Source organism: Streptomyces sp. NPDC087845 (assembly GCF_044742755.1).
In the GTDB taxonomy this organism is placed as follows: Bacteria; Actinomycetota; Actinomycetes; order Streptomycetales; family Streptomycetaceae; genus Streptomyces.
The window spans coordinates 377,844-402,310 of sequence record NZ_JBIUVC010000002.1; the positions used below are offsets into that span (position 1 = coordinate 377,844).

Below are 24,467 nucleotides of genomic sequence, written 5' to 3' on the forward strand. Positions count from 1 at the left end.
GTCGCCGGGGACAGGTCGGGCCCACCGTGGCGGGCGGTCATTGCGTCTCGTTCTCGTCCGCCCACCGGAGGGCCAGCGCGGCAGCCTTGCGGGCGGCCTCGGCCACCGCCTCGGGGCCGTCGCCGTCGCTGCTCGCCTTCGCCGCCGCGTACCCGACGAGGAACGTCGTCAGGGGCGCGGCGGGGCGGGCGACGCCGTGGGCGGCGTCACGGGCGAGATCGAGCAGGACGTCGGTGTCGACGTCGAGTTCGATGCCCAGTTCGTTCTTGACTGCGGTGATCCATTCGTCCAGCACCGTCCCATGGTCTCTGATGCGGGCGCGGGCCGATGCGATGTCCTCCCAGGTGTCGCAGTCGAAGGCGGCGAGGGGACCGGCCTCCACCCGGGCAAGGTCGAGTTCATTCGTCAGCAACCGCAGGGGCAGTCCGGACAGACCGCCGTGCTCGGTGGCGATCAGGGCGAGCTCGCGGCGCAGCGGTTCGCCACGGTAGACGGCGACGAGAGGCTGGTCGCGGCCGTCCTGATCGGTGCACAGGGCCCCTTCCCGCCCGCCGTCACATGCGGCGGCCAGCAACGCTCCGACCGTGCTCTCCCCGAGGAACGGCAGGTCGGCGGAGAGTACGAGAACCCATTCCGCGCCGGTACGCCGGACCCCGGCGTCGAGCGCGGCCAACGGGCCACCGCCCTGCGGTTCTTCACGCGTCCAGGTCACGGCGCGCACGGTGGGCCGCCGACCGCCCACCACCACGGTGGTCGAGGCACCGGCGCAGGCCGCGAGCACCCGGTCGAGCAGCGCACGGCCACCGACCCGGATCCCGGGTTTGTCGGCGCCGCCGAGCCGTTTGGCGGCCCCTCCGGCAAGGACGATGGCGTCGTACGCGGTCATGCCTCCGAGTATGCGGGCCACGGACTCCCGTTGGTCCTCCCGGTCCGCGATCCGGCGGATCCACGAAGGGAGGCAACGGGAGCCCCCAGCCGAATCCGCCTACAACGTGCGCAGCAGCACCGCCGGTTGTTCCACGCAGTCGGCCACGTAACGCAGGAAGCCGCCTGCCGTACCGCCGTCGCAGACCCGGTGGTCGAAGGTCAGCGAGAGCTGGACGACCTGTCTTACGGCCAGCTCGCCCTCGTGCACCCACGGCTTGGGCACGATCCGGCCGACGCCCAGCATCGCCGCCTCCGGGTGGTTGATGATCGGGGTCGACCCGTCGACCCCGAACACCCCGTAGTTGTTCAGTGTGAACGTCCCGCCCGTCAGCTCCGCCGGGGTCAGCCTCCCGGTCCGGGCCGCCTCGGTCAGCCGGGCGATCTCGGCCCCGATCGACTCCGCGTTCCGGGCCTGCGCGTCCCGTACGACCGGGACGACCAGTCCCCGCTCGGTCTGCGCCGCGAACCCGAGATGGATCTCCGGCAGCCGCACTATCTCCCGCGCCTCCGGATCCACCGTGGCGTTGAGCTCGGGGAACCGGGCCAGCGCGGCAGTGCAGACACGAGCCAGCAGGGCGAGCACCGACACCTTGGGCCCCGCGGCCGTACCACCGGCGCTGTTCATCGCCGATCTGGCCGCCATCAGCTCGGTGGCATCGGCGTCTACCCAGCACGTGGCATCGGGGATTTCCCGTCGGCTGCGCGCCAGCTTGTCGGCGACCGCGCCCCGTACACCGCGCAACGGAATCCGCTCCCCGGCCGAGCTTGCGACCCGGCGCCCGATCGACGGCTGCACCGGAGGCAGCGGCGCCGCTACGGAAGGCGCCGCTGCGGAAACCGGCTCGGGCGCCGAAACCGGCTCGGTCATCGGAACCGACTGCGGGATCGCGGTCGGCGAAGGAGCCGCCACGCCGGCTGCCAGTGCCCTGATCGCCGACTCGACATCGGCACGCATGATCAGTCCCTCGGGCCCGGAGCCCGCCAGCTGCCGCAGATCGAGGTCGTGCTGCCGTGCCAGCTTCCGAACCAGCGGGGAGACGACGGCCACCGGGCCCTGCGTCCCCTGGGGCGCGTCCGGAACAGACGCGGGGGCTGCGGCCACCGCCGCCACCTGTGCGACACCAGGCACCGCCACCGCCTCCGGACGGACCCGTCGGCGGCGCGCCACCGGCGCACCCGTCCCGTACCCGACCAGCACATTGCCGGACGGCTCCACCTCACCGGCGCCGGAGACGGAACCCGCCCCGCCCGGACCGGCCCCGGAACCCCCGGCCGACACCACCGCGCCGGCCCCCGTGCCGTTCCCCGACCCCGAGCCCGTCATTCCGGCCGGCCCCGGGGAACCCGCCACCCCCAAGGCCCCCTCGGACCCCACAGCCACCGTCAACAACGGCGCCCCGACCGGAAGCTCCGCGCCCTCCTCGCCGAACCGCGCGGTCACCACGCCCCCGTACGGGCACGGCACCTCCACCATCGCCTTGGCCGTCTCGACCTCGACGACCGGCTGGTCGATGGCGACGACGTCGCCGACCTCCACCAGCCAGCGCACGATCTCCGCCTCGGTGAGCCCCTCGCCGAGGTCCGGGAGCTTGAATTCGAGTACCTGTGGCATCAGCTCTCCGCCTCCCACTGCAAGCGGGCGACCGCGTCGAGCACCCGGTCCACGCCCGGCAGATGGTGCCGCTCCTGCATCGGCGGCGGATACGGAACGTCGAACCCGGTGACCCGCAGCACCGGCGCCTCCAGGTGGTGGAAGCAGCGCTCGGTGACCCGGGCCGCTATCTCGCCGCCCGGACCTCCGAAACCGGAGGATTCATGGACGACGACCGCGCGCCCCGTACGCCGCACGGAAGCGGCGACGGTCTCGTCGTCGAACGGCACCAGTGAGCGCAGATCGACGACTTCGAGGTCCCATCCCTCTTCGACGGCGGCTTCCGCGGCCTCCATGCAGACCGGAAGCGACGGCCCGTACGTGATCAGCGTCGCGCTGCGGCCGGTCCGGCGGACGACGGCCCGTCCGACCGGTTCCACGGCCAGCGGTGCCTCGGGCGACCAGTCCGACTTCGACCAGTAGAGCCGCTTGGGCTCCAGGAAGACCACCGGATCGTCGGAGGCGATCGAGGCCCTCAGCAGCCCGTACGCGTCCTCGACAGTGGCGGGCGTGACGACGTGGAGACCGGGCGTCGCCATGTAGTACGCCTCCGAGGAGTCGCTGTGGTGCTCGACGCCGCCGATCCCGCCGCCGTACGGCACCCGGACCGTGATCGGCAACGGCATGGCACCGGCCGTCCGGTTCCGCATCTTGGCGACATGGCTGATGAGCTGCTCGAACGCCGGATAGGCGAAGGCGTCGAACTGCATCTCCACCACGGGCCGCAGCCCGTACATCGCCATACCGACGGCCGTGCCGAGGATGCCCGCCTCGGCCAATGGGGTGTCCGTGCAACGGTCCTCGCCGAACTCCTTCACCAGACCGTCGGTGATCCGGAAGACCCCACCGAGCGCGCCGACGTCCTCGCCGAGGACATGCACCGTCGGATCCTCGGCCATCGAGTCGCGCAGCGCTCGTCCGAGCGCCTGCGCCATGGTGGCGGGTTTGGCCTTCGCCGTCCGCTCTCCGGCCGGTGCCGCTGCGGTGGTCATCGCCCTTCCTCCATGTCGTTGCCGTGCTGGTCCTGCTCGGCCTCCAGCTCGACCCGCAACCGGGCGGCCTGCTCCCGCAGTTGCGTGGTCTGTTCCGTGTACACGTGGGCGAAGAGATCCATCGGGTCGAGCACCGGATCGGTGTTCATGCGCTCGCGCAGAGCTGCCGCCATCCGCTCCGCGTCCACGCGCGCCTCCTCGATCCCGTCGTCCCCGAGCAGCCCCCGCCCGGTCAGCTCCCGCTCCAGGAGCTGAATCGGATCGTGCGCGCGCCACGCCTCCACTTCGCTGTCGCCGCGGTAGCGCGTGGCGTCGTCGGCGTTCGTATGGGCGTCCATGCGGTACGTCACCGCTTCGACGAGCGTCGGCCCGCCACCGCTCCGGGCCCGTGCCACCGCCTCGCCGAGGACCTGGTGCACGGCGACCGCGTCATTGCCGTCCACCAGCCGGCCCGGCATCCCGTACCCCACGGCCTTGTGCGCCAGGGACGGCGCAGCGGTCTGCTTCGCCAGCGGCACGGAGATCGCGAAGCCGTTGTTCTGCACGAGGAAGACGACCGGGGCCCGCCAGACGGCCGCGAAATTCAGTGCCTCGTGGAAGTCGCCCTCGCTGGTCCCTCCGTCACCGACCATGGCCAGCGCCACCACGTCGTCGCCCTTGAGGCGCGCCGCGTGTGCCAGGCCCACGGCGTGCGGCAGCTGGGTGGCGAGGGGGGTGCAGAGAGGCGCGATGCGGTGTTCGCGCGGGTCGTAGCCGGTGTGCCGGTCGCCACGCAGCAGCGTCAGTGCCTCGACCGGGTCCAGGCCGCGCGCCACGGCCGCCAGCGTGTCGCGGTAGCTGGGAAAGAGCCAGTCCCGCTCCTCCAGCACCAGCGCGGCCGCTATCTCGCAGGCCTCCTGCCCCGTGCTCGACGGGTAGACGGCGAGCCGGCCCTGCTTGGTGAGAGCGGTGGCCTGCGCGTTGTACCGCCGGCCACGGACCAGCTCCGCGTAGAGCCGCAGCAGCAGCTCGGGGTCGGCGTCGGCCACGGCATCCGTACCGAGCACGCGGTACGGCTCGGGGTCCGGGAGCAGCGGCGCGGGATCGGTGAGCGGCTTCCAGGCCGGTGGCGGCGTGGGCCGGTAAGCGGCCGCGCCGGGCAGCTCTTGGACCGTCATGACAAGCACCTCCTGGCATCGAGGGGTTTCGAGCGGCGTCGGTCGGCGTCGGGGGTCGTCCGATGCCGAGGGGTGTCGAAATACATCGAAATGTCGAGCACTGTCCGAGGCGCTGATGTGGCGTGCCTCACCTACCGATTGTTCGGTCGCGAGCGCATTTTGGCTACAGGCGCCTTCAGCCTGTGGACAAACGGTTATCCACAGCCTGGGATGGGGGCAGGTCGTCCAGGACAGGGAGGCGCGGGCACATGTCAGCTGAACAAATGGCCGAGGGGGGCGAGGGTCCCGGCCAGATTCCGCCCGCGCGCCCGCTGGACGCAGTCGACCGCGACATCCTGCGGTTGCTCCAGACGGACGGCCGCGCCTCGATACGGTCGGTGGCCGACCGCGTCCATGTGTCCCGGGCCAACGCGTACGCCCGGATCAACCGGCTCATCGACGCCGGCGTGATCCGCGGTTTCAGCGCGCGCGTGAACCATGAGCGGGCGGGGCAGGGGGCCTCCGCGTACATCACGCTCAAGATCGTCCAGAATTCCTGGCGCACCGTGCGCGAGCAGCTCCAGGCGCTGCCGGGGGCCACTCACATCGCGCTCGTCAGCGGCGACTTCGATGTCCTGCTGCTGGTGCACACCCCGGACAACCGGTCGCTGCGCGAACTGGTCCTGACCAAGATCCAGGCCATCCCGGAGGTGCTCTCGACCCGCACGCTCCTGGTCTTCGAGGAGACGGACCTGGCCCCGGGCCCGGCCAGACCCACCGAGCTCACGTAACGGGACCCCGTAACCGGAAATTCAGAACGTTTCGGCCCCGCGGCTGGACCGCCCAACGGCTGCCCGACGGCTGGACCGCTCAGCGGCTGGACCGCATCCCCTCGAAGGCCACCAGGACGAGCGTGTCCGCCAGCCGCTCACCGTCGACGCCGCCGTCCGGCTGCGGCCGATACCACTCCACCAGGGAGTTGACCATCCCGAAGAGCAGCCGCGTCACCAGTCGTATGTCCACGTCGGAGCGGAGATCGCCGTCCGCAACAGCGGCCCTGAGGAGGTCGGTCACCCGGTGGTCGAACTCGCGCCTCCGCTCCATGGCCCATCGCTCGGTCTTCGTGTTCCCCCGTACGCGCAGCAGCAGCGTGACGTAGGGAAGTTCGGCTATCAGCACGTCGACGGTGCGACGGGTGACGTACTCGACCCGTTCGATCGCACGCCCCTGCGTCGCCCCCGGCTCGTCGAGAATGCCGAAGAGCCCGTCCAGCGCCCGGCTCACCGCGCGACGGAGCAGCTCCTCCTTGCCCGCGACATGGTGATAGATGGACGACTTGGAGATGCCCGCAGCCCTGGAGAGATGCTCCATGGACGTGCCGTCGTAGCCGCGCTCGTTGAAGACACGGACGGCGACGGTGAGCAGAGTCTCCGGGGTGTACGTGTCCCGCTTGGCCGTGGTCATGTCCGCGATCCTCCCCTACGAGTTGTCCACAGGTTTGGCGGGCCCCCTTGTCCCGACCGATCGTTCGGTTACTCTAACTCTGTCCGCCCGTCCCTGCCCAGCTCGCTGAGGAGTTGGTCCGTCATGGCCGCCGAGCTCTCCCCGCACCTGCTGTCCGAGAAGCACCGCCCCACGCTCGACCAAGCCCTCGACGCGATCCGTACGCGCGCCTACTGGTCCCCGCATCCCGAGCATCCGAAGGCATACGGCGAGGGCGGTGCCCCCGGCAGCCTGAGCCCCGCCGAGGGCAAGGCCGCCTTCGACGCCGTGCTGCACACCCGGCTGGACCTCGGCCAGCCGGGCACCGACGGCTGGACGGGCGGTGAGATCTCTCCGTACGGGCCGGAGCTGGGGGTCGAATATCCGCACGCCGACCTGGATGTCCTGCTGCCGGCGATGCGTGCGGGTATGGCCGCCTGGCGGGCGGCGGGCCCCGAGACCAGGGCCCTGGTCTGCCTGGAGATCCTCGCGCGGATCAGCGCCAGGACCCATGAGTTCGGCCACGCGGTGATGCACACCAGCGGCCAGGCCTTCATGATGGCGTTCCAGGCGGGCGGCCCGCACGCCCAGGACCGCGGCCTGGAAGCGGTGGCGTACGCGTACGAGGAGCAGATCCGCACCCCGCAGAGCGCCGACTGGTCCAAGCCCCAGGGCAAGCGCGACCCGCTGCAACTGCACAAGTCGTTCACCGCGGCCCCCCGCGGCATCTCGCTCCTGATCGGCTGCAACACGTTCCCCACGTGGAACGGCTATCCGGGCCTCTTCGCCTCCTTGGCCACCGGCAATCCCGTCCTGGTCAAGCCGCACCCGCGCGCCGTGCTTCCGCTCGCGCTCACGGTGCAGCTGGCCCGCGAGGTGCTCGTCGAGGCAGGCTTCGATGCCAACCTGGTCGCCCTGGCCGCCGAACGACCGGGGGAAGGCATCGCGAAGACTCTCGCGGTGCGTCCCGAGATCAAGATCATCGACTACACCGGCTCCACCGCCTTCGGCGACTGGCTGGAGACCAACGCCCGCCAGGCCCAGGTCTACACGGAGAAGGCCGGAGTCAACACGATCGTCCTCGACTCCACCGACAACTACCGGGGGATGCTCGCCAACCTGGCGTTCTCCCTCTCGCTGTACAGCGGCCAGATGTGCACCACCCCGCAGAACCTGCTGATCCCCCGGGACGGCATCACGACCGACGACGGCGACAAGACGTACGACGAGGTCGTCGCCGACATCGCCGCCGCAGTGAACGGCCTGCTGGGCGACGACACCCGGGCGAACGCACTGCTCGGCGCACTGGTCAACCCCGAGGTGAAGGCCCGCCTGGAGGCGGCCGCGGCGCTGGGTGAAGTCGCCCTGCCCTCCCGTGAGGTGGCCAACCCGGAATTCCCCGACGCCGTGGTCCGCACCCCCGTCGTCGTCAAACTGGACAGCACCAAGCCGGACGACGAGGAGCACCTCTTGTCGGAGTGCTTCGGACCGGTCTCCTTCGCCGTAGCGGTCGACTCGACAGCCGACGCCGTGGAGCTGCTCCGCCGCACGATCCGCGACAAGGGCGCGATGACGGTCGGCGCGTACACCACTTCGCCGGCGGTGGAGCGCGCGGTGGAGGACGTCTGCCTGGACGAGTCGGCGCAGCTCTCGCTGAACCTGACGGGCGGGGTGTACGTCAACCAGACCGCGGCGTTCTCCGACTTCCACGGCTCGGGCGGCAACCCGGCGGCGAATGCGGCCCTGTGCGACGGAGCGTTCGTGGCAAACCGCTTCCGCACAGTGGAAGTCCGCCGCCAGGCATAACCCGCACCGCTCTCCCGGGCCCCTCTCCAGCCCCTCGGGCGTTCGAGGAGCAGAGGTCCGGGGGACGGAGCCTGCGGTTACGGAAGGGGAAGGGCGGGGCAGCGAACCCGCCGCAGACGCCCCGCGGACGCCCTGCAGGCAACCGCTCCGCGCCCGCCCCGCCTACCGCGCTGTCCCTGGAATCTCCGCGTACCGCTGCACCCACGCATGCATGGCAATCGCGGCCGCGGCCCCCGCATTGATCGACCGCGTCGATCCGAACTGCGCGATGGAGCACACCATCGCCGCGTGCTCGCGGGCCTCTTCCGTCAGCCCGGGCCCTTCCTGCCCGAAGAGCAGCACGCACCGCCGCGGCAGCTCGGTCCGCTCCAGCGGAACCGCCCCCGGCAGATTGTCGATCCCGATGATCGGCAGCCCCTCCGCCGCCGCCCATGCGGTCAGCGACTGCGTGTCGGGGTGGTGCCGCACATGCTGGTACCGGTCGGTGACCATCGCACCGCGCCGGTTCCAGCGCCGCCGGCCCACGATGTGGATCTCCTTGGCGAGGAAGGCGTTCGCGGTTCGCACCACGGAGCCGATATTGAAGTCGTGGCCCCAGTTCTCGACCGCCACATGGAAGTCGTGCCGTCGCAGATCAAGATCGGCGACGATCGCCTCCCGGGTCCAGTACCGGTAGGCGTCGCCGACGTTGCGCCGGTCGCCGTGGGCGAGCAGCTCGGGGTCGTACCGCTCGTCCACGGGCCAGGGCAGTGGGTGCGGTCCGACGCCGATCTCCGAGCCGAACCCGTCGTCGTACTGCATCGGTTCCGTGGCCGGGCCGGGTTCCGCCGCCGGTACGGGCGCGACGGCCGGTTCATGTCCTGGGGACTCCTCGATCAGCGGCTTCCCGCCGGTACTGCCAGTGCCGCCCATGCCGTCGGTGCTGCTGCCGCTCTCACTACTCACCCGACGAGCGTATGGCCCCCGTCGCCGCTGTGCTGCGGGGCCTCCTCGTCATCGACGGCACGCCGCTGCCCCGGCGCCTTGCCCCTGCGCGAGAACAGCAGCTCCCGTCCGAGGGTCACGCGGCCGCCGAGCCAGACCAGGAAGACGGTCGGCAGGAAGACGGAGTCGGCGGCGATCATCGCCATCGAGAAGAAAGGCAGCCCGAGCAGCAGGGCGATGCCGGCGTGCTCGCAGATCATGGCGACGAGCAGGACGTTCTTGACCCGCCGGTTGAACAGGGTGAAAGGAAAGGCGACCTGAACGATGACCGTGCCGTACGTCAGCAGCATGACCATCACGCCGCTGGCCGCGAGAATGTCCGACAGTCCGGGCCAGGGCGTGAAGTAGTCGAGCTTGAGCGGGTAGTACAGCGCCGTGCCGTCCTGCCACCGCGATCCCTGGATCTTGTACCACCCCGCCGTCGCGTAGATCATGCAGACCTCGGCCGCGATCACGACAAGGGTCGCGTTGTGGGCGAGATTGGCGATGACATCGAGCAGGGTGCGCGCTTCACTGTCCGGCGCACGGCGGTTCACGACCCACCAGGCGCCCTGGCCGGCCCAGAGGAGCCAGAAGAGAGCCGGCAGCCACGTGGTGCCGCCCAGACCGTCTGTCACGGTGGCCGCGATCAGAGCCAGGCCGAGGACCACCCAGAGAATCGGGCCGGCCACGTCCCGCGGTGCCGAACGCCGAAGGGCGGCGATGTCCGCATCCGTATCCGTATCCGTATCCGCGTCAGCCGGCAGCCCCGGTGTGCGGCCCACACGCCCCGCCGCTCCTGCGCGATCTGCACGGCCTGCGCGCCGGGCGTCCAACGACCAGACCTGCCCGCAGCGCGTCAGCACGAGGTAGATCGCCATGAGATGGATGACGTTGTCGCCACCGTCGCCCATGAAGATGCTGCGGTTCTGCAGGGAGAGCACACCGACCATGAAGAGGACCGACATGGCGCGGGTGTGCCAGCCGACCATGAGCAGTGCGGCGGAGAGCAGCGCCACCGCGTACACGATCTCGAACCAGACCGTGCTGTCCGACCACATGAGCGTGGTGAAGGCTTGATTGCCCGATATGAGCTGCTGCGCCATGTCCCAGCGCCATGGGGCGTCGGGACCGTACATCTCATGGCGGTGTGGGAGTTCACGCAGCAGGAACAGCAGGTAGGTGGCGGAGAAGCCGATCCGGATGACGGCGCTCTGGTACGGGCCGAGGGCCGAGGAGGTGATGCGCTGGATGCCGCGGGCGAGCCTGCGATCGAAGGTTGGCGTGCTCACTTGTCCGCCCCCTTGGCATTCTCGGGGAGATCGGCCGGGGTGATGGTCCACCACGGCAGCACCCGGTAGGACGGCTTCGTGCTGATCTTCTCCTCGCTCCAGCCCGGCGCCGCGATGGACCGCACCTCGGAACGGATCTGGATGCGCTCCACGGTGCCGCCGTAGTCGTGCTCGCTGAGGCGCCGCATGGCGATACGGCGGATGTAGCGCTCGGAGAGCTCACCGCGCAGGCCGTTCGCCCGGTCCTCGTTGTCGTGCGAGTTGATGTAGAAGTCCCAGCTGCGGCGCAGCTCGTTCTGATGGATGTGGCTGGGGAGAAGATTGCCGCGTATCGCCTTCTCGTCCTCACCGGAAAGACTCATCCAGGAGGTGGTGCGGCGGCGGTCGGCCCCGGCTATCTCGGCTCGCACGTGAACGGCCACGTTCTGCTGGAGGGGGTTCGGGGCGAAGAGCTTCCAGTTCTGTTCGAACTCGGGATAGATCCAGTCGTCGACCGCTTTGCCGTGCTGCTTGGTCAGGGTGTTGGAGGGCGCGACATGCAGGAACACCATGGCCAGCTGACCGCACGCGACCAGCCCGATGACGGACAGCGCGATCGCGGCAACGATCTGGTACGGAAGCGACAGGGCGGCGATGCCCCCGCGAGGAGGTGAACCCGGCTCCCGACCGGCGCCCGGCGATGTGTCCTCGCCCCGCCCCGGCCCTGGCCCGGCGCCCCCGCTCCCGCTCTCGGCACCCCTGTCGTCGTACGAATCCATCCCGCCCCGATCCCCGTCGATCCCCGGTCAGTTATCCACAGGGTTGACACCCTACGGGCCGCCGACTCACCATTGAAGACATTGAACCGAACGATCGGTCGGTCGGTAGGGAGTCCGGGATGACGGCAGTGACTGCGGACCAAGCGGCGCAGGCGGGACCAGGCAGGCCCGAAGGGGCGGACGAGGCCCTGGAAGCGGCTTTCGACGCCGCGGTGGCTGCGGACGAGCGCATCGAGCCGCGCGACTGGATGCCTGATGCGTACCGCGCCTCGCTGGTCAGGCAAATGGCCCAGCATGCCCATTCCGAAATCATCGGAATGCAGCCGGAGGCCAACTGGATCTCGCGAGCGCCCTCGCTGCGCCGCAAGGCGATCCTGATGGCCAAGGTGCAGGACGAGGCCGGGCACGGGCTCTATCTGTACAGCGCCGCGGAGACCCTCGGCACCGGCCGCGAGGAGCTGCTCGACAAGCTCCACGCAGGCCGCCAGAGGTATTCCTCGATCTTCAACTACCCGACGCTGACCTGGGCGGACGTGGGCGCGATCGGCTGGCTCGTGGACGGCGCCGCGATCACCAACCAGGTACCGCTCTGCCGCTGCTCCTACGGCCCGTACGCCCGGGCGATGGTCCGCATCTGCAAGGAGGAGTCCTTCCACCAGCGCCAGGGATACGAGCTGCTGCTCACCCTCAGCCGCGGCACCCCGGCGCAGCACGAGATGGCCCAGGACGCGGTGGACCGCTGGTGGTGGCCGTCCCTGATGATGTTCGGCCCGCCGGACGACGCATCGGCCCACTCGGCACAGTCGATGACCTGGAAGATCAAGCGGCACTCCAACGACGAGCTGCGGCAGCGCTTCGTGGACATCTGTGTCCCCCAGGCCGAAGCGCTCGGACTCACCCTTCCGGACCCGGATCTCCGGTGGAACGAGGAGCGTGGGCATCACGACTTCGGGGCGATCGACTGGAAGGAATTCCAGGAAGTCCTCAAGGGCAACGGCCCGTGCAACGAGCAGCGCCTCACCCAGCGCCGCCGGGCGCACGAGGAGGGCGCCTGGGTCCGGGACGCGGCAGTCGCGTACGCGGAGAAACACGCAGCAGTACCCGATGGGGAGGCGACAGCATGAGCAGCTCGACCGAATGGCCACTGTGGGAGGTGTTCGTGCGTTCGCGCCGCGGGCTGTCCCACACCCACGCGGGCAGCCTGCACGCCCCGGACGCGGAGATGGCCCTGCGCAACGCGCGCGATCTGTACACACGCCGATCCGAGGGCGTCTCCCTCTGGGTGGTCCCCTCCGCCCAGGTCACGGCCTCCTCGCCGGACGAGAAGGACTCCTTCTTCGAACCGGCCGGTGACAAGCCCTACAGGCACCCGACGTTCTACGAGATCCCGGAAGGGGTGAAGCACCTGTGACCGCGGCCCTCGCCCTGGGCGACGACGCGCTGGTGCTCTCGCACCGGCTGGGGGAGTGGGCCGGCCACGCCCCCGTGCTGGAAGAGGAAGTGGCCCTGGCCAACATCGCGCTGGACCTGCTGGGGCAGGCCCGGATACTGCTCTCCCTCGTCGGGGACGAGGACGAGCTGGCGTATCTGCGCGAGGAACGCGCCTTCCGCAACGTCCAGCTGGTCGAGCAGCCGAATGGCGACTTCGCCTGCACCATCGCCCGCCAGCTCTACTTCTCCGCCTACCAGCGACTGCTGTACGAGCAGCTGGCGGCCGGTGGGAGCCCGTTCGCCGGGCTGGCGGCGAAGGCGGTCAAGGAGGTCGCGTATCACCAGGACCACGCGGAGCACTGGACACTCCGGCTCGGCGACGGCACAGCCGAGAGCCATGAGCGGATGCAGCGCGGGGTCGATGCTCTGTGGCGGTTCACCGGCGAGCTGTTCCAGCCCGTGGAGGGCGTGGAGATCGACTGGCAGTCACTGCACAGCGGCTGGCTGGAGTCCGTCACCGCGGTACTGGAAAGGGCCACGCTGACCGTGCCGACGGGACCGCAGTCCGGAGCGTGGACTGCGGGCGCGGGCCGCCAGGGTATCCACACCGAACCCTTCGGCCGGATGATCGCCGAGATGCAGCATCTGCATCGCAGCCATCCGGGGGCGTCATGGTGACCGGAACACTCCTGGAGGAGGAGCTGTACAGGCTCGCAGGGTCGGTGCCCGATCCCGAACTGCCCGTGCTGACCCTGGACGAGCTGGGAGTGCTCCGGGGCGTGGATGTCGTCGCGCCCGGCAGGGTCACCGTGCGTCTCACCCCGACCTACACCGGCTGTCCGGCGATCGAGGCCATGTCGTCGGACATCGAGCGGGTGCTTCATGACCACGGCATACCGGAGGTCTCCGTGGTCACCGTGCTCTCACCGGCCTGGTCGACCGACGACATCAGCGCGGCGGGGAGGCGCAAGCTGGCCGAGTTCGGCATCGCGCCCCCGCGCCCGCACGACGCCACGGCGCCCTCGGACGGCCCGGTGCCGCTCACGCTCTCGGTGCGCTGCCCGCACTGCGGCTCGACCGATACGGAGCTGCTGAGCCGGTTCTCCTCCACCGCCTGCAAGGCGCTGCGCCGGTGCGTGACGTGTCGCGAACCGTTCGACCACTTCAAGGAGTTGTAGATGTTCCATCCGCTCCGGGTCCGCGCGATCGAACGGCTCACGGACGATTCGGTGGCCGTCACCCTCGCCGTGCCGCCCGAGCTGCGCGAGACCTTCCGCCACAAACCCGGTCAGCACCTCAATGTGCGCTACATCGTCGACGGCGAGGAGATCCGCCGCTCGTACTCGATCTGCTCCCCGGCCGCGGAGGAACCGGCCGACCCGGTGCTGCGAGTGGGCATCCGGCTCGTCGACGGCGGCGCGTTCTCCACCTACGCGCTGAAGGAACTCGCCGTCGGTGACCTGGTCGAGGCGATGCCCCCCATGGGCCGCTTCGTGCTCACGCCCCGCGCCGGACATTTCGCGGCGATCGTCGGGGGCAGCGGGATCACCCCGGTGCTGTCGATCGCGGCAACGCTGCTGGCGCGGGAGTCCGACGCCCGTTTCTGTCTGATCCGCAGCGACCGGACGGCACTGTCGACGATGTTCCTCGACGAGGTCGCCGACCTCAAGGACCGCTACCCGAACCGGTTCCAGCTGATCACGGTGCTCTCCCGGGAGGAACAGCAGGCAGGTCTCCCGTCCGGCCGGCTGGACCGGGATCGGCTCGTCGAGCTGCTGCCCGCGCTGCTTCCGGTCACGGAGGTGGCCGGCTGGTACCTGTGCGGGCCGTTCGGACTCGTGCGGGCGGCCGAAGGCGCACTGCATGGCCTGGGCATCGACCGGACCCGTATCCACCAGGAGATCTTCCATGTGGACGACGGCCCGAACGCGCCCGCCCGCACCCCGGCCGAAACGCCCGCCCACAGCCGGCTCACCGCGACCCTGGACGGCCGCTCCGGAACCTGGCCGGTGCAGGATGGCGAATCACTGCTGGAGACAGTGCTGCGCAGCCGCTCCGACGCCCCATACGCCTGCAAGGGCGGTGTGTGCGGGACCTGCCGGGCGTTCCTGGTCTCGGGAGAGGTGCGGATGGACCGCAACTTCGCGCTGGAGCCCGAAGAAACGGGAGCCGGCTATGTACTGGCATGCCAATCGCATCCGGTCACTCCGGAGGTGGAACTCGACTTCGACCGCTGAGCGTCGGCCGGTGACCGCTGGCCACACCCCAGTTCACCCACCCAGCCCCACGCATCCACGCATTCACGCATCCACGCATCCACGCATCCGAGTCTCCCCTCCTGTTCCCTTCTCATAGAACGTGTCCTATCTTGACGATCCGTCAGATCCGGGTACAGGAGCAGCGGTTCGCGGGAGGCCAGGGCAGTGGACTTCACCTTCACCGAGGAACAGCAGGCAGCCACCGAGGCAGCGAGAGCGGTCTTCTCGGACGTCGCGCCCGACGGGGTTCCCAGCCCCGCTCTCGTGCCGGGCGCGGTGGCCGAGGACATCGACCGGTCCCTGTGGGCCGGACTTGCCGCAAGTGACCTGCTGAGCCTGACGCTGTCGCCGGAGCACGGCGGAGCCGGACTGGACCTCGTCGCGCTCTGCCTGGTGCTTCGCGAGTCCGCCAAGGTGCTTGCGCGGGTGCCACTGCTGGAGACGTGCGGGGTCGCGATGGCCCTTCAGCGCTACGGCGACCCGGGGCTGGCCGCCGAATTGCTGCCCCGGGTCGGCCGGGGCGAGCTGGTCCTCACCGTCGGGGCCAACGGCCGTTCCGGCCACGATCCGGCCGAGCTCGCCGTCGCAGCCCGCCGTGACGTTCCCGCGAGGAACGACCGACCGGGCGCAGAACCTGGCGAAGGGCCCGACGAGAGTCCTGGCTTCGCGACCGCGAATGCCGACGGTGACGCTGCGGGCTGGGTGCTCGACGGGGTGCAGTCGGGGGTGCCATGGGCGCAGGCTGCGGACTGGATCGCGGTTCCCGCCCACACAGGCGAGGGCCGGGCCGTTCTCGCACTGATCCGGCCCACCCACGAAGGCGTCACCCTTGCCGAGCAGGTCTCCACCAGTGGTGAGCTGTTCGCAGAGGTCCGGCTGGATTCGGTGAGGATCGACGGCCGCGCGCTGATCGACACCGCCGGAACCTGGGAGTGGCTGCGCGCCCTGCTCACCATCGGGACGTGCGCGCTCGCGCTCGGGCTGGGCGAGGCCGTCCTCGCCATGACGAGTGAATACACCGGCAAGCGTGAGCAGTTCGGCTTTCCGATCGCGACCTTCCAGTCCGTCGCGGTACAGGCTGCGGACCGTTACATCGACCTGCGGGCCATGGAAGTGACGCTCTGGCAAGCGGCCTGGCGGATCTCCACCGGGGCCGACGGTGCGCTGCCCGTCGAGGGCGACATCGCCGTGGCGAAGATCTGGGCGTCGGACGGTGTCCGCCGGGTCGTGCAGACGGCACAGCATCTGCACGGCGGCTTCGGCGCGGACACCGACTACTCGCTGCACCGCTTCCACGCCTGGGCGAAGCAGATCGAACTGTCCCTCGGCCCGGCGGCTGCGCACGAGGAGGCACTGGGCGACCTCCTGGCCGCGCACCCGCTCGGCTGATTCCTCACCAGGCCCTCAACCGTCGCCGGTCCGAGCAGCCGAGCAACCGCGCGGCGGCCCGGCGGGCGGCGTCGCGCCCCAGCGCCCCGGCTGCCCTGCGACCAGGCAACCGGGCGGCCACTCGGCTCAGAGCACGAAAGCCGGGTTGCCGTTGTCGGTGATCATCGGGCGCCCGGCACCGTCCCAGGCGAGCATCCCGCCATCGATGTTCACGGCATCGATGCCCTGCTGCACCAGGTACTGGGTGACCTGGGCGGACCTGCCACCGACCCGGCACATCACATGCACGCGCCGCCCGTCCTCGGCCGCTTCGGTGAGCTCACCGAAGCGGCCCACGAAGTCACTCATCGGAATGTGCAGGGCGCCTTCGACATGCCCGGCCGCCCATTCGTCGTTCTCCCGGACGTCCAGCACGAAGCCGTCCGACGGAACCGCCGCAACATCCACCGAGGGCAGCGGGGCGAAATTCATGGGTCATGCCTTCTCTCGTACGTACGCTCCAGAGTCACCAGGAACGCTACTGCACGAGACCGGCCAGATCCGCCTCACGCCGAGCGACCTCGCCCAGCAGCTGATCGGCGATCTCGTCGAGCAACCGGTCCGGATCGTCCGGAGCCATCCGCAGCATGGCCCCGATCGCGCTTTCCTCAAGCTCCTGAGCGAGCACCGTCAGGAGTTCCTTGCGCTGGGTCAGCCAGTTCAGCCGGGCGTAGAGCTCCTCGCTCTCACTGAGCTCCGCCTCGGGCACCACCGGCCCCGCCGCCCACTCCTGCGCCAGCTCCATCAGCAGCGCCTCGTCACCACGCCCGTAAGCGGCGTTGACACGGGTGATGAACTCGTCGCGGCGGGCCCGCTCCGTCTCGTCCTGTGCCAGGTCCGGGTGGGCCTTGCGCGCCAGTTCGCGGTAGAGCTTGCGCGCCTCCTCGGTCGGCCGGACCCGCTTGGGCGGCCGGACCGGTTGCTCGGTCAGCATCGCCGCCGCCTCGGGGGACAGCCCGTCGGAGTCGATCCAGTCGTGGAACAGCTCGTCGACGCCCGGCATCGGCATCACGATCGCCCGGGCCTCCTGAGCCTTGCGGAGGTCCTCGGGATCACCGGTCCTGGCGGCACGGGCCTCCGCGATCTGCGCATCGAGCTCATCGAGGCGGGCGTACATCGGCCCGAGCTTCTGGTGATGCAGACGGGAGAAGTTCTCGACCTCGACCCGAAAGGTCTCCACCGCGATCTCGAACTCGATCAGCGCCTGCTCCGCCACCCGCACCGCCTTGGCGAGCCGAGCCTCGGGACGAACCTCCTCCGCGCTTCCGCCGGCAGCCCCGCCGGCCCCATCAGCGGCACCGGCCCCCGAACCGGCACCATCGCCGACACCGGCTGACCCGCCGTCCTGCGCATCCGGGGCATCCGGGGCATGCTGTTCGTGCTGCCGGTCGTTGTCCTGCCGGTCATCGTCGTTCCGGGTGGTCGGCACCCCGGCGGCTTCGTGGCTCACCCGTCCAGCGTATGGCCACCTTCGACGCCCCGATCACGCGCGGTCGGCGGACTGCCTCTCACACGTCCAGTTCGGCGGCTATTCGCCCCGCTCCTACGGCCCGTACCAGCTCTGCGTGGTCCGCCTCCGTACGGTCCGCGTAGGTCACCGCGAATGCCGCCACCGCCTCGTCCAGCTCGTCGTTCTTGCCGCAGTACCCCGCGATCATTCGCGGATCGGCGCTGTGCGCATGGGCCCGCGCCAGCAGCGCACCCGTCATCCGGCCGTAGTCGTCGACCTGGTCGGCTGCCAGGGCCGCCGGGTCCACGCTGCCCTTGCGGTTCCTGAACTGCCGTACCTGGAAGGGTCGCCCGGCCACGGTGGCCCACCCCAGCAGGATGTCGCTGACGACCTGCATCCGCTTCTGCCCGAGCACCACCCGGCGTCCCTCGTGCGCCACCTCCGGCACGTCGAACCCGACAGCCGGCAGATACGGCGTCAGTACGGAGGGTCGCGCCTCCTTCACCTGCAGCACCAAGGGCTCGCCACGGTGATCGAGCAGGAGCACCACGTACGACCGCGTGCCGACGCTCCCCGTGCCGACCACCCGGAACGCCACGTCGTGGATCGCGTATCTGGCGAGGAGGGGCACCCGGTCCTCCGAGAGCGTGCCCAGATAGTCGCCGAGCCCCGTCGCCACCGCGGCGGCCTCCTCGTCCGGTACCCGCCGCAGCACCGGCGGCGCGTCGATGAAGCGGCGTCCGCCGTCCCCGGAATCCTCGGTGGACTTGGCCGCGAAACGAGCGCTGGTGTTGTTGCGGGCCTTCTCCGAGACGCGCTCCAGAGTGCCGAGCAGATCCCGCGCGTCCGTGTGCGAGACCAATTCCTCGTCCGCGATGGCGTTCCAGGCATCGAGTGCGGGCAGCTTGGCCAGCAGCCGCATCGTCCGCCGGTAGGCGCCCACCGTGTCGTATGCGCCCTGGCGGCAGGTCTCCTCGTCCGCCCCGGCCTCCCGGCCGGCGAGCACCAGCGACGTGGCGAGGCGCTTGAGATCCCATTCCCAGGGGCCGAACACGGTCTCGTCGAAATCGTTCAGATCGATGACCAGGCTGCCGCGCGCATCGCCGTACAGCCCGAAATTGGCCGCGTGCGCATCGCCGCAGAGCTGGGCGCCCACCCCGCTGAGGGGCGTGCCCACCAGGTCGTGGGCCATCAGCCCGGCCGCGCCCCGCAGAAAGGCGAACGGCGTGGCCGCCATTCGCCCCACCCGGATCGGGGCGAGACCGGGCACCCTGCCGCGGCTCGACTCCTCGACCGCCTGCACGGCGTCGGGCCGCCCGGCCGGAAGCTCCAGAGAGGAGTGAGAGGCCCTGGACACCCTCTCCCGCAGGGCCTTGCCCGCCTCCTTGGGCGACTGCGGCGCGCTGCCACCCGCCCCGGCCGCCCTCCTTGTCCGCCGCGCGAAGCCGGGCACGACCGGAATACGCGGATTCCCGGTCGCAGCCCGCTGAACCGGCACCGACGCTTCGATTTCGCCCATGGCGCGCAGCCTCCCCCGCCCTCGTCCTGCGCTCCTGGGCCCGACGCCCTGTCGCAGATCAATTGCGACGAAGGTACCGCCGTGCGCCGAAAGCCGTCCGCCCCTGTGGAAAACTCATCCGCCAACCTGTGGGCAACTGCCTGTGGCACTGTCCTGTCCTGGTCGGACCCCGGTCAGACGCCGACGGCCTGTTCCAGTTCCTCTTCCAGCTCTTCCTCGCCGTCCGCCTCGGTCCGGGCTTCGGCCCTGACGTGCCGCCCGGGTCCTCGTACCGCCCCGGCCTCCGCGGATCCGCCGACCGGCCCGGCCGGAACCGTCGCCACGGTGACCTTCCGCCGCCTCGCCTCGGCCAGCCCTGCCATACCCATCACTGCCAGACCCACCACGAACCAGAGCGCGAGCACCAGCACGTGCCGGCCGAGTGCGTACCCGCCGAAGTACACATGGCTGCGTACGCCCTCGACGAAGCCCGCACCGTTCCAGAAGGAGTGCAGCGCGCCGAAGAAGCCGGGCTGCAGCTCGGGCCGGAAGATACCGCCGGAGCTGGTGAAGTTGAGCATCACGAAGAGCACCATCACGCCGAGCGTCGTCCACCGCTTGAGGAAGGTGTGCAGCCCGACGCCGATCAGCAGAATGCCCGCCGAGTACAGCCAGGCCATGGCCCAGAGTCCGCCGAGCCCGTGGTCGACAAGACCGAACAGCGGACCGGCGAAGAACGCTCCGATCAAGCTCACCACCAGGGATGCGGCGATCGTCAGCGCGGCCCTGATCCGCAGCGCCAGGACCGCGCCCGCGCCGCCGATCACGGCGACCGACGCGTAGGAGCCGATGCTCACCGCGACCAGCAGGAAGAAGATGCCCTGGCCGGTGGGGTCACCGCCCGCGGTCGGTGCCGTGTCGGTCACCTTCAGCGGGTGCCCGTGCTCGGCGGCGACCTTGGTGAAGACCTTCTCGACCACCGTGGCGCTGGTGTCGGAGGACGCCCCGGCCACCAGCAGCTCGGGGTGCTTCCCCGGCAGGTAGGCGCCGTAACTCGCCTGTGTCCTCAGGTGGTCCACCGCCGCTGCGCGATCGGGGACCGTGCGGACACTCAGCGCCCCGTCGCCCTTGTCCTGCAGCGTCTGCGCGAGCACCTGCGCGCTCGGCCCCGATCCGACCACGTCCACCCGCAGATCATGCGGCTCGGGGGCGTGGAACGCCCCGAGGTAGGCGAGCCCCATGCCGACGCACATCAGCAGCGGTGTGACGAGGTGGCTCAGCACGTGGCGCAGAGCGGCTGCGGTGGAGCCGGGGGCGGCACTCGGGCCTGAGGACATACGGAACTCCAATAGTTGGCTTTTACAACTCTTAACCCGTTGTACTATACAACCGAATCCCGAGAGGGGCGAGACGGAGGGTGGATCAGTGCCAGGCAACCCCGGAGAACGCGAAGAATCGCTGGATGTCATCCAGCGCGAACTGACCGCCTTCGCGCGTCGCGCGCGGGCCGCGGCGGCCCGCCTCCATCCGGAGCTGCCGCTGGTCTCGTACACGCTTCTGGCGCACATCGACGACCAGCACGGCTGCCGCGCGACGGATCTCGCCGCGCACTACATGCTGGACAAATCGACGGTCAGCCGGCAGATCGGCACGCTGGAGAAACTCGGACTGGTCGAGCGCCACCCCGACCCGGACGACCACCGCATCCAGGTACTGCACCCCACCGAGGCAGGGACCCAGGCGCTCGCCTCGACGCAGGCCAGCCGCCGCGCCGCATACCAGGAGCGCCTCGCCGACTGGACTGCGGACGACCTCGCCAGGTTCGCGGAGTACCTGCTGCGCTACAACTCGGCGGGAGACACGAGCGCGACCACCCCGCAGGCACCCTGACCCGCACCCCGCAGACCACCCCGCCCCGCTGCCGCACCCGGACGCCGCCGGTGCGGCGCCGAGGAACCCATTGCGCCGCGAACTCGCAGACGAGCCGGCAGCGGCGGACGCCGTCCTGACCGGCGCTCCGATGTACAACTTCAGCATTCCGTCCGCGCTGATGGCCTGGCTCGACCGGGTGATCACCGTCGGCCACGAGATGGGTGAACCCGGACGGCCCCGTGACGGGCACCCTGATCACGATCGTCGCCGGCCGTGGGCGGCTCGTACGCCACCGGCACTCCGCGTGAGGACGCAGAGTTCGTCCAGAACTAAAGGCCGAGCGAGAAAGGCCGGGACGAGAAGGGCCGGATCCCGGAGAGACCCCGGAAGGACCCCGGACCGGCCCCCTTCGTACGTACGGGAACATCCCCAATCGGGTGTTTCACGTGAAACAGAGCCCAATCATCCTGAGCTCAGCCCATACGCCACAGCCCTCCTACAGGCCCGCGTCCCTCGCCAACAACGCGGCCTGCACTCGGTTCTCGCATCCCAGCTTCGCCAGGATCCGGCTCACGTACGTCTTCACCGTCGCCTCGCTCATGTGCAACCGCCTGCCCGCGTCCGCGTTGGACAGCCCCTCCCCGAGCAGTGCCAGCACCTCGCGTTCCCGCCCGCTGAGCGCGGCCACCCGCTGTCGCGCCTCCTCGCCCCGGACCGCCGCCCGGCCCAGGGTCAGCTGATCCACCACATGCCGGGTGGCGCCGGGCGAGAGATAGGCGTCTCCGGCCGCGGCCGCCCGCACCGCCTGGATCAGTTCGGCCGGAGCCGTGTCCTTGAGCAGGAACCCGGCACCCCCTTGCTCCAGCGCCCGCAGCACGTTCTCCCGCTCGCCGAACGTCGTGAGCACGATCACCCGTGCCGCCGGAGCCGCCGTTCGCAGCTCCGCCAGCGCCGTAAGCCCGTCCATCACCGGCATCTGAATGTCGAGCAGCACCACATCCGCGGAATGGGCGCGGACCACCTCGATGGCCTCTCGACCGTTCGCCGCCTCCGCGACGACCTCGATGGAATGGTCCGAGGTGAGGATCATCCGTATCCCGGCGCGGATGAGAGGCTCGTCGTCAGCGATGACGACCCTGATCAACTGACCCGTCACTCATACCCCCGTGCTCGTCCCGGGCGCCTCATCTACTGGCGACCTCGTAGGACTTCTTCTCGATCAGCTTGCCGTCCCGGAAGCAGAACCGGAACACCGGCTCGGTGTCGAGGTTGTCGCCGATCTCGGAGGACATCAGGACCAGACACTTCGCCCCGGCCGGCTTCTCGGGTCCCTCACCGTCCAGTCCGGCCGTCATGAATGTATCCCCGGCAGGCAGTTTTCCCCGCACCTCGTCCTCTGCCGTGCCGATCTTGATGGACCGGTACTGGCTCGGATCGATCATTCCCTTGTCCGCCTCCGCAAACAGGAAGTACAGACCGAAGCCACAGGCCAGCACCAGCAGCACCAAGACCCCTGCCCCTATCCCACAGCCCAGCGCGACACCGCTGCCCGTACTCTTTCCGCTGCTGCTCATTGCCAACTCCCGCTCGGAAACCGTCCAGTCCATGACCGGACCACCGTTCCTCTGCGGGGCCGTCCGGGACTGCTGCCGGAAGTCGTCCTCTGCATCAACCATCGGCGCACCCGCCGCTCCGCCGACCACGCCCTCGACGCCGTACGGAAGCACCCCGGCCACCCGGAATCCGCCGTCCTGGGTCCGGCTGGTGTGCACCATGCCGCCGACCAGTCGGGCCCGCTCACGCAGACCGGGCAGCCCCTGCCCACCGCTGACCACCTCGCCCGCAGACTGCGCGTGCCGCTGTGGACCATTGACGATCTCGACGACGAAGGAGTCCGGCTCGTAGCGCAACTCGACCGTGATCGCCGCGCCCGGCGCATGCTTGTAGGCATTCGTCAGCGCTTCCTGGACGATGCGGTACGCCGCATGGTCCGAGGCCGCGACGAGTGCCCTGGGACTTCCTGTACGGCGAAGCTCCACAGTGCCCCCTGCGGCCCGTGCCGCCACCGTCAGCTCCTCGATGCCGGCGGTCCCCCGTGCCGCCGGCTGTCCACCCTCACCGCCCTGTGCCGGCCCCTCGACGCCGTCCCGGAGAATGCCGACGACCTCACGCAGCTCGTGCATCGCGTGGACGGAAGCGTCTCGCAGCACCCCGACCACTTCCCGCTGCCGTTCCGTCAGCTCACGGTCGACCTCCAGCGCTCCCGTATGGACAGAGATGAGCGCCAGCCGGTGACCGAGGCTGTCGTGCATGTCCTGGGCGATCCGCTGGCGTTCCATGAGCCGCGCCTGTCCCACGATCATGGCCCGCTCCCGGATGAGCTGCGCATTGCGCTCCTGCAGGGCGTGCAGAAGGGTGCGGCGCTGGGTCCAATACCGGCTGGCGAGGCCGGGCACGAGGGTCGTCGCCAAAAAGTAGAGGGTGGTGAACAGCACCTGGGTCAGCGGCCGCATCGCCGACCAGCCCGCCGCCACGGTCAGACCCACATAGACCGCGTATGAAGCGGTGAAGGCCCCCAGAGCCCGGCCGGCCCCGGCAATCCGGCGCCCGGAACTCCACGCCACCACCATCAGCAACAACGCGAATCCGCCGGACAGCCCGGCCAGGGCAGCCGAGACCACCAGCACGGTCACCGGCAGCAGGCGCCTCATCAAGGACAGCACCACGACCGCGGCCGGTACCGTCCACAGGCGCAGTTCCCCACTGCGCAGCAGTTCTTCCGTGCCAGCCGCGAGCAGCCCGAGCACCGCGGCCAGCACAGCCTCTCCGGCCGTCCTGCGCCGGGACCACAGCTCAGGCGCCGCACACCACTGCCATCCGGCCCTGAGCTTCGATATCGCATACACGCCCTGCACCCTAGACAGCCCCGCATGCGCAGGACGCCCCGCTTTCGTCGCACCCGCCGACGACGAAAGTCGCCCACACCCCGCGCCGCCCATCAGCCACACACGCCCACGCCCCGCGCCACCTCAACCCCACAGAAGCCCGAACCCGCCGCCCATCAACCCCACAGAAGCCCGAACAGGAAACACAACGGTCATAACGGGCATGACGGACACCAGCCAACTTTGATGAACGTCCGGGAACGAAGAAGCCCCACAGACCGTTGGCCTGTGGGGCTTCTCTCTTGTGCGCGAGGGGGGATTTGAACCCCCACGTCCCTAAGGACACTGGCACCTGAAGCCAGCGCGTCTGCCGTTCCGCCACTCGCGCAAGAGTGGTGTTTCCAGACTCTCTCACCGTTTGGTGCGAGCGCCTGGCGACATCCGGAAGATTAGCACGCTGAACAGGGTGGATTCACATCCGTTGTTTCACCGAACGCCTGGCGGGAACGGGGAACGCCCGGCGGCCGCCCCCACTCCTCCTCAGTGGACCCCGCGTGCGGGACACTGTCAGGAGGCCGCCTCTACGATCCGTGTGAGAGGTGACACTCATCCACAGGGCAGACAAGGGGAACCAGCCG

Annotated in this window: 23 protein-coding genes, 1 tRNA gene and 1 pseudogene; 10 read left to right on the forward strand and 15 right to left on the reverse strand. The window is 69.9% G+C overall.

The genetic code is table 11. From position 1 onward, the window contains the following. Window positions 1–37: 37 nt before the first annotated feature. The 4 genes from ACIOMQ_RS07290 to pdhA form a co-directional block, all read right to left on the reverse strand. The gene (locus ACIOMQ_RS07290) at window positions 38–886 is read right to left on the reverse strand and encodes an NTP transferase domain-containing protein (RefSeq protein ID WP_362192645.1); all 849 of its coding nucleotides are present in this window, start codon (window positions 884–886) and stop codon (window positions 38–40) included. Between the two features lie 99 nt (window positions 887–985). Beyond that, on the reverse strand, window positions 986–2,539 hold the full coding sequence (locus ACIOMQ_RS07295) for a dihydrolipoamide acetyltransferase family protein (protein WP_402188178.1): 1,554 nt from the start codon (window positions 2,537–2,539) through the stop codon (window positions 986–988). Beyond that, the gene (locus tag ACIOMQ_RS07300) at window positions 2,539–3,570 is read right to left on the reverse strand and encodes an alpha-ketoacid dehydrogenase subunit beta (RefSeq protein WP_362192639.1); all 1,032 of its coding nucleotides are present in this window, start codon (window positions 3,568–3,570) and stop codon (window positions 2,539–2,541) included. The genes ACIOMQ_RS07295 and ACIOMQ_RS07300 overlap by 1 nt, the downstream gene beginning before the upstream one ends. After that, on the reverse strand, window positions 3,567–4,727 hold the full coding sequence (gene pdhA / locus ACIOMQ_RS07305) for a pyruvate dehydrogenase (acetyl-transferring) E1 component subunit alpha (RefSeq protein WP_362192636.1): 1,161 nt from the start codon (window positions 4,725–4,727) through the stop codon (window positions 3,567–3,569). The genes ACIOMQ_RS07300 and pdhA overlap by 4 nt, the downstream gene beginning before the upstream one ends. A 263-nt stretch (window positions 4,728–4,990) precedes the next feature. On the opposite strand from pdhA, the gene ACIOMQ_RS07310 reads away from it, so the two are divergent. Continuing rightward, window positions 4,991–5,497 (forward strand): Lrp/AsnC family transcriptional regulator, encoded by a 507-nt coding sequence (locus ACIOMQ_RS07310; RefSeq protein WP_402188404.1) that lies wholly within the window; start codon window positions 4,991–4,993, stop codon window positions 5,495–5,497. A gap of 79 nt (window positions 5,498–5,576) precedes the next feature. On the opposite strand, the gene ACIOMQ_RS07315 is transcribed toward ACIOMQ_RS07310, so the two are convergent. Next, window positions 5,577–6,170: a TetR/AcrR family transcriptional regulator gene (locus tag ACIOMQ_RS07315; RefSeq protein WP_362192630.1), complete on the reverse strand. Its 594-nt coding sequence runs from the start codon at window positions 6,168–6,170 to the stop codon at window positions 5,577–5,579. 123 nt (window positions 6,171–6,293) lie between these two features. On the opposite strand from ACIOMQ_RS07315, the gene paaN reads away from it, so the two are divergent. After that, window positions 6,294–7,994: a phenylacetic acid degradation protein PaaN gene (gene paaN, locus ACIOMQ_RS07320; RefSeq protein ID WP_362192627.1), complete on the forward strand. Its 1,701-nt coding sequence runs from the start codon at window positions 6,294–6,296 to the stop codon at window positions 7,992–7,994. 162 nt (window positions 7,995–8,156) lie between these two features. On the opposite strand, the gene ACIOMQ_RS07325 is transcribed toward paaN, so the two are convergent. The 3 genes from ACIOMQ_RS07325 to ACIOMQ_RS07335 form a co-directional block, all read right to left on the reverse strand. Then, window positions 8,157–8,795, reverse strand: a complete 639-nt coding sequence (locus ACIOMQ_RS07325) for a TrmH family RNA methyltransferase (RefSeq protein ID WP_362193691.1) — start codon at window positions 8,793–8,795, stop codon at window positions 8,157–8,159. 140 nt (window positions 8,796–8,935) lie between these two features. Then, the gene (locus ACIOMQ_RS07330) at window positions 8,936–10,249 is read right to left on the reverse strand and encodes an HTTM domain-containing protein (RefSeq protein ID WP_401262077.1); all 1,314 of its coding nucleotides are present in this window, start codon (window positions 10,247–10,249) and stop codon (window positions 8,936–8,938) included. Further along, entirely contained in the window at window positions 10,246–11,007 is a 762-nt protein-coding gene (locus ACIOMQ_RS07335) for a DUF5819 family protein (RefSeq protein ID WP_362192621.1), read from the reverse strand. Before ACIOMQ_RS07335 ends, ACIOMQ_RS07330 begins: the two co-directional genes overlap by 4 nt. 119 nt (window positions 11,008–11,126) lie before the next feature. Between ACIOMQ_RS07335 and paaA the strand changes: the two genes are divergently transcribed. The 6 genes from paaA (at window position 11,127) to ACIOMQ_RS07365 (ending at window position 16,085) form a co-directional block, all read left to right on the forward strand. Then, window positions 11,127–12,131 carry a 1,2-phenylacetyl-CoA epoxidase subunit PaaA gene (paaA, locus tag ACIOMQ_RS07340; RefSeq protein ID WP_362192618.1) on the forward strand — a complete coding sequence of 335 codons (1,005 nt, stop codon included), beginning with the start codon at window positions 11,127–11,129 and terminating at the stop codon, window positions 12,129–12,131. Beyond that, window positions 12,128–12,418 (forward strand): 1,2-phenylacetyl-CoA epoxidase subunit PaaB, encoded by a 291-nt coding sequence (paaB, locus tag ACIOMQ_RS07345; protein ID WP_362192615.1) that lies wholly within the window; start codon window positions 12,128–12,130, stop codon window positions 12,416–12,418. The genes paaA and paaB overlap by 4 nt, the downstream gene beginning before the upstream one ends. Then, on the forward strand, window positions 12,415–13,116 hold the full coding sequence (paaC, locus tag ACIOMQ_RS07350) for a 1,2-phenylacetyl-CoA epoxidase subunit PaaC (RefSeq protein WP_362192611.1): 702 nt from the start codon (window positions 12,415–12,417) through the stop codon (window positions 13,114–13,116). Before paaB ends, paaC begins: the two co-directional genes overlap by 4 nt. Continuing rightward, entirely contained in the window at window positions 13,110–13,616 is a 507-nt protein-coding gene (paaD, locus tag ACIOMQ_RS07355) for a 1,2-phenylacetyl-CoA epoxidase subunit PaaD (RefSeq protein ID WP_362192608.1), read from the forward strand. Before paaC ends, paaD begins: the two co-directional genes overlap by 7 nt. Beyond that, window positions 13,617–14,675: a 2Fe-2S iron-sulfur cluster-binding protein gene (locus tag ACIOMQ_RS07360; protein WP_401262071.1), complete on the forward strand. Its 1,059-nt coding sequence runs from the start codon at window positions 13,617–13,619 to the stop codon at window positions 14,673–14,675. A 186-nt stretch (window positions 14,676–14,861) separates the two neighbouring features. After that, window positions 14,862–16,085, forward strand: coding sequence for an acyl-CoA dehydrogenase family protein (locus ACIOMQ_RS07365; RefSeq protein ID WP_402188180.1), 1,224 nt, complete (start codon window positions 14,862–14,864; stop codon window positions 16,083–16,085). A gap of 126 nt (window positions 16,086–16,211) precedes the next feature. Here ACIOMQ_RS07365 and ACIOMQ_RS07370 read toward each other — a convergent pair whose 3' ends face one another. From ACIOMQ_RS07370 to ACIOMQ_RS07385, 4 genes are all read right to left on the reverse strand, one after another. Continuing rightward, a complete protein-coding gene (locus ACIOMQ_RS07370; RefSeq protein ID WP_362192599.1) occupies window positions 16,212–16,556 on the reverse strand; it encodes a rhodanese-like domain-containing protein in 345 nt (114 codons plus the stop codon). Between the two features lie 46 nt (window positions 16,557–16,602). Next, window positions 16,603–17,574, reverse strand: a complete 972-nt coding sequence (locus ACIOMQ_RS07375; RefSeq protein WP_362192596.1) for a hypothetical protein — start codon at window positions 17,572–17,574, stop codon at window positions 16,603–16,605. Between the two features lie 58 nt (window positions 17,575–17,632). Then, a complete protein-coding gene (locus ACIOMQ_RS07380) occupies window positions 17,633–19,093 on the reverse strand; it encodes a DUF2252 domain-containing protein (protein ID WP_362192593.1) in 1,461 nt (486 codons plus the stop codon). 173 nt (window positions 19,094–19,266) lie between these two features. After that, the gene (locus ACIOMQ_RS07385; protein ID WP_401754934.1) at window positions 19,267–20,409 is read right to left on the reverse strand and encodes a hypothetical protein; all 1,143 of its coding nucleotides are present in this window, start codon (window positions 20,407–20,409) and stop codon (window positions 19,267–19,269) included. 88 nt (window positions 20,410–20,497) lie between these two features. Here ACIOMQ_RS07385 and ACIOMQ_RS07390 point away from each other — a divergent pair, with 88 nt between their 5' ends. Beyond that, window positions 20,498–20,962 (forward strand): MarR family winged helix-turn-helix transcriptional regulator, encoded by a 465-nt coding sequence (locus tag ACIOMQ_RS07390; protein WP_362192587.1) that lies wholly within the window; start codon window positions 20,498–20,500, stop codon window positions 20,960–20,962. 25 nt (window positions 20,963–20,987) lie between these two features. Continuing rightward, window positions 20,988–21,274 (forward strand): annotated as a pseudogene (locus ACIOMQ_RS07395) (NAD(P)H-dependent oxidoreductase); the annotation flags it as partial. Window positions 21,275–21,440: 166 nt separating this feature from the next. On the opposite strand, the gene ACIOMQ_RS07400 reads toward ACIOMQ_RS07395, so the two are convergent. The 3 genes from ACIOMQ_RS07400 to ACIOMQ_RS07410 all read right to left on the reverse strand — a co-directional run bounded on the left by ACIOMQ_RS07400 (window position 21,441) and on the right by ACIOMQ_RS07410 (window position 24,217). Next, on the reverse strand, window positions 21,441–22,100 hold the full coding sequence (locus ACIOMQ_RS07400; protein ID WP_362192584.1) for a response regulator transcription factor: 660 nt from the start codon (window positions 22,098–22,100) through the stop codon (window positions 21,441–21,443). Between the two features lie 28 nt (window positions 22,101–22,128). Further along, a complete protein-coding gene (locus ACIOMQ_RS07405; RefSeq protein ID WP_401262058.1) occupies window positions 22,129–23,850 on the reverse strand; it encodes a sensor histidine kinase in 1,722 nt (573 codons plus the stop codon). A gap of 284 nt (window positions 23,851–24,134) precedes the next feature. After that, window positions 24,135–24,217, reverse strand: a tRNA-Leu gene (locus ACIOMQ_RS07410). Window positions 24,218–24,467 lie beyond the last annotated feature (250 nt).

What these genes read in the sequence shown, in the direction of transcription:
- paaB (WP_362192615.1), top strand. Translation starts at nt 12,128, where the DNA reads ATGAGCAGCTCGACCGAATGGCCACTGTGGGAGGTGTTCGTGCGTTCG.
- pdhA (WP_362192636.1), bottom strand. Translation starts at nt 4,727, where the DNA reads ATGACGGTCCAAGAGCTGCCCGGCGCGGCCGCTTACCGGCCCACGCCG.
- ACIOMQ_RS07360 (WP_401262071.1), top strand. Translation starts at nt 13,617, where the DNA reads ATGTTCCATCCGCTCCGGGTCCGCGCGATCGAACGGCTCACGGACGAT.
- paaN (WP_362192627.1), top strand. Translation starts at nt 6,294, where the DNA reads ATGGCCGCCGAGCTCTCCCCGCACCTGCTGTCCGAGAAGCACCGCCCC.
- ACIOMQ_RS07295 (WP_402188178.1), bottom strand. Translation starts at nt 2,539, where the DNA reads ATGCCACAGGTACTCGAATTCAAGCTCCCGGACCTCGGCGAGGGGCTC.
- ACIOMQ_RS07325 (WP_362193691.1), bottom strand. Translation starts at nt 8,795, where the DNA reads ATGCAGTACGACGACGGGTTCGGCTCGGAGATCGGCGTCGGACCGCAC.
- ACIOMQ_RS07370 (WP_362192599.1), bottom strand. Translation starts at nt 16,556, where the DNA reads ATGAATTTCGCCCCGCTGCCCTCGGTGGATGTTGCGGCGGTTCCGTCG.
- ACIOMQ_RS07385 (WP_401754934.1), bottom strand. Translation starts at nt 20,409, where the DNA reads ATGTCCTCAGGCCCGAGTGCCGCCCCCGGCTCCACCGCAGCCGCTCTG.
- ACIOMQ_RS07335 (WP_362192621.1), bottom strand. Translation starts at nt 11,007, where the DNA reads ATGGATTCGTACGACGACAGGGGTGCCGAGAGCGGGAGCGGGGGCGCC.
- ACIOMQ_RS07310 (WP_402188404.1), top strand. Translation starts at nt 4,991, where the DNA reads ATGGCCGAGGGGGGCGAGGGTCCCGGCCAGATTCCGCCCGCGCGCCCG.
- ACIOMQ_RS07315 (WP_362192630.1), bottom strand. Translation starts at nt 6,170, where the DNA reads ATGACCACGGCCAAGCGGGACACGTACACCCCGGAGACTCTGCTCACC.
- paaA (WP_362192618.1), top strand. Translation starts at nt 11,127, where the DNA reads ATGACGGCAGTGACTGCGGACCAAGCGGCGCAGGCGGGACCAGGCAGG.
- paaD (WP_362192608.1), top strand. Translation starts at nt 13,110, where the DNA reads ATGGTGACCGGAACACTCCTGGAGGAGGAGCTGTACAGGCTCGCAGGG.
- ACIOMQ_RS07380 (WP_362192593.1), bottom strand. Translation starts at nt 19,093, where the DNA reads ATGGGCGAAATCGAAGCGTCGGTGCCGGTTCAGCGGGCTGCGACCGGG.
- ACIOMQ_RS07300 (WP_362192639.1), bottom strand. Translation starts at nt 3,570, where the DNA reads ATGACCACCGCAGCGGCACCGGCCGGAGAGCGGACGGCGAAGGCCAAA.
- ACIOMQ_RS07290 (WP_362192645.1), bottom strand. Translation starts at nt 886, where the DNA reads ATGACCGCGTACGACGCCATCGTCCTTGCCGGAGGGGCCGCCAAACGG.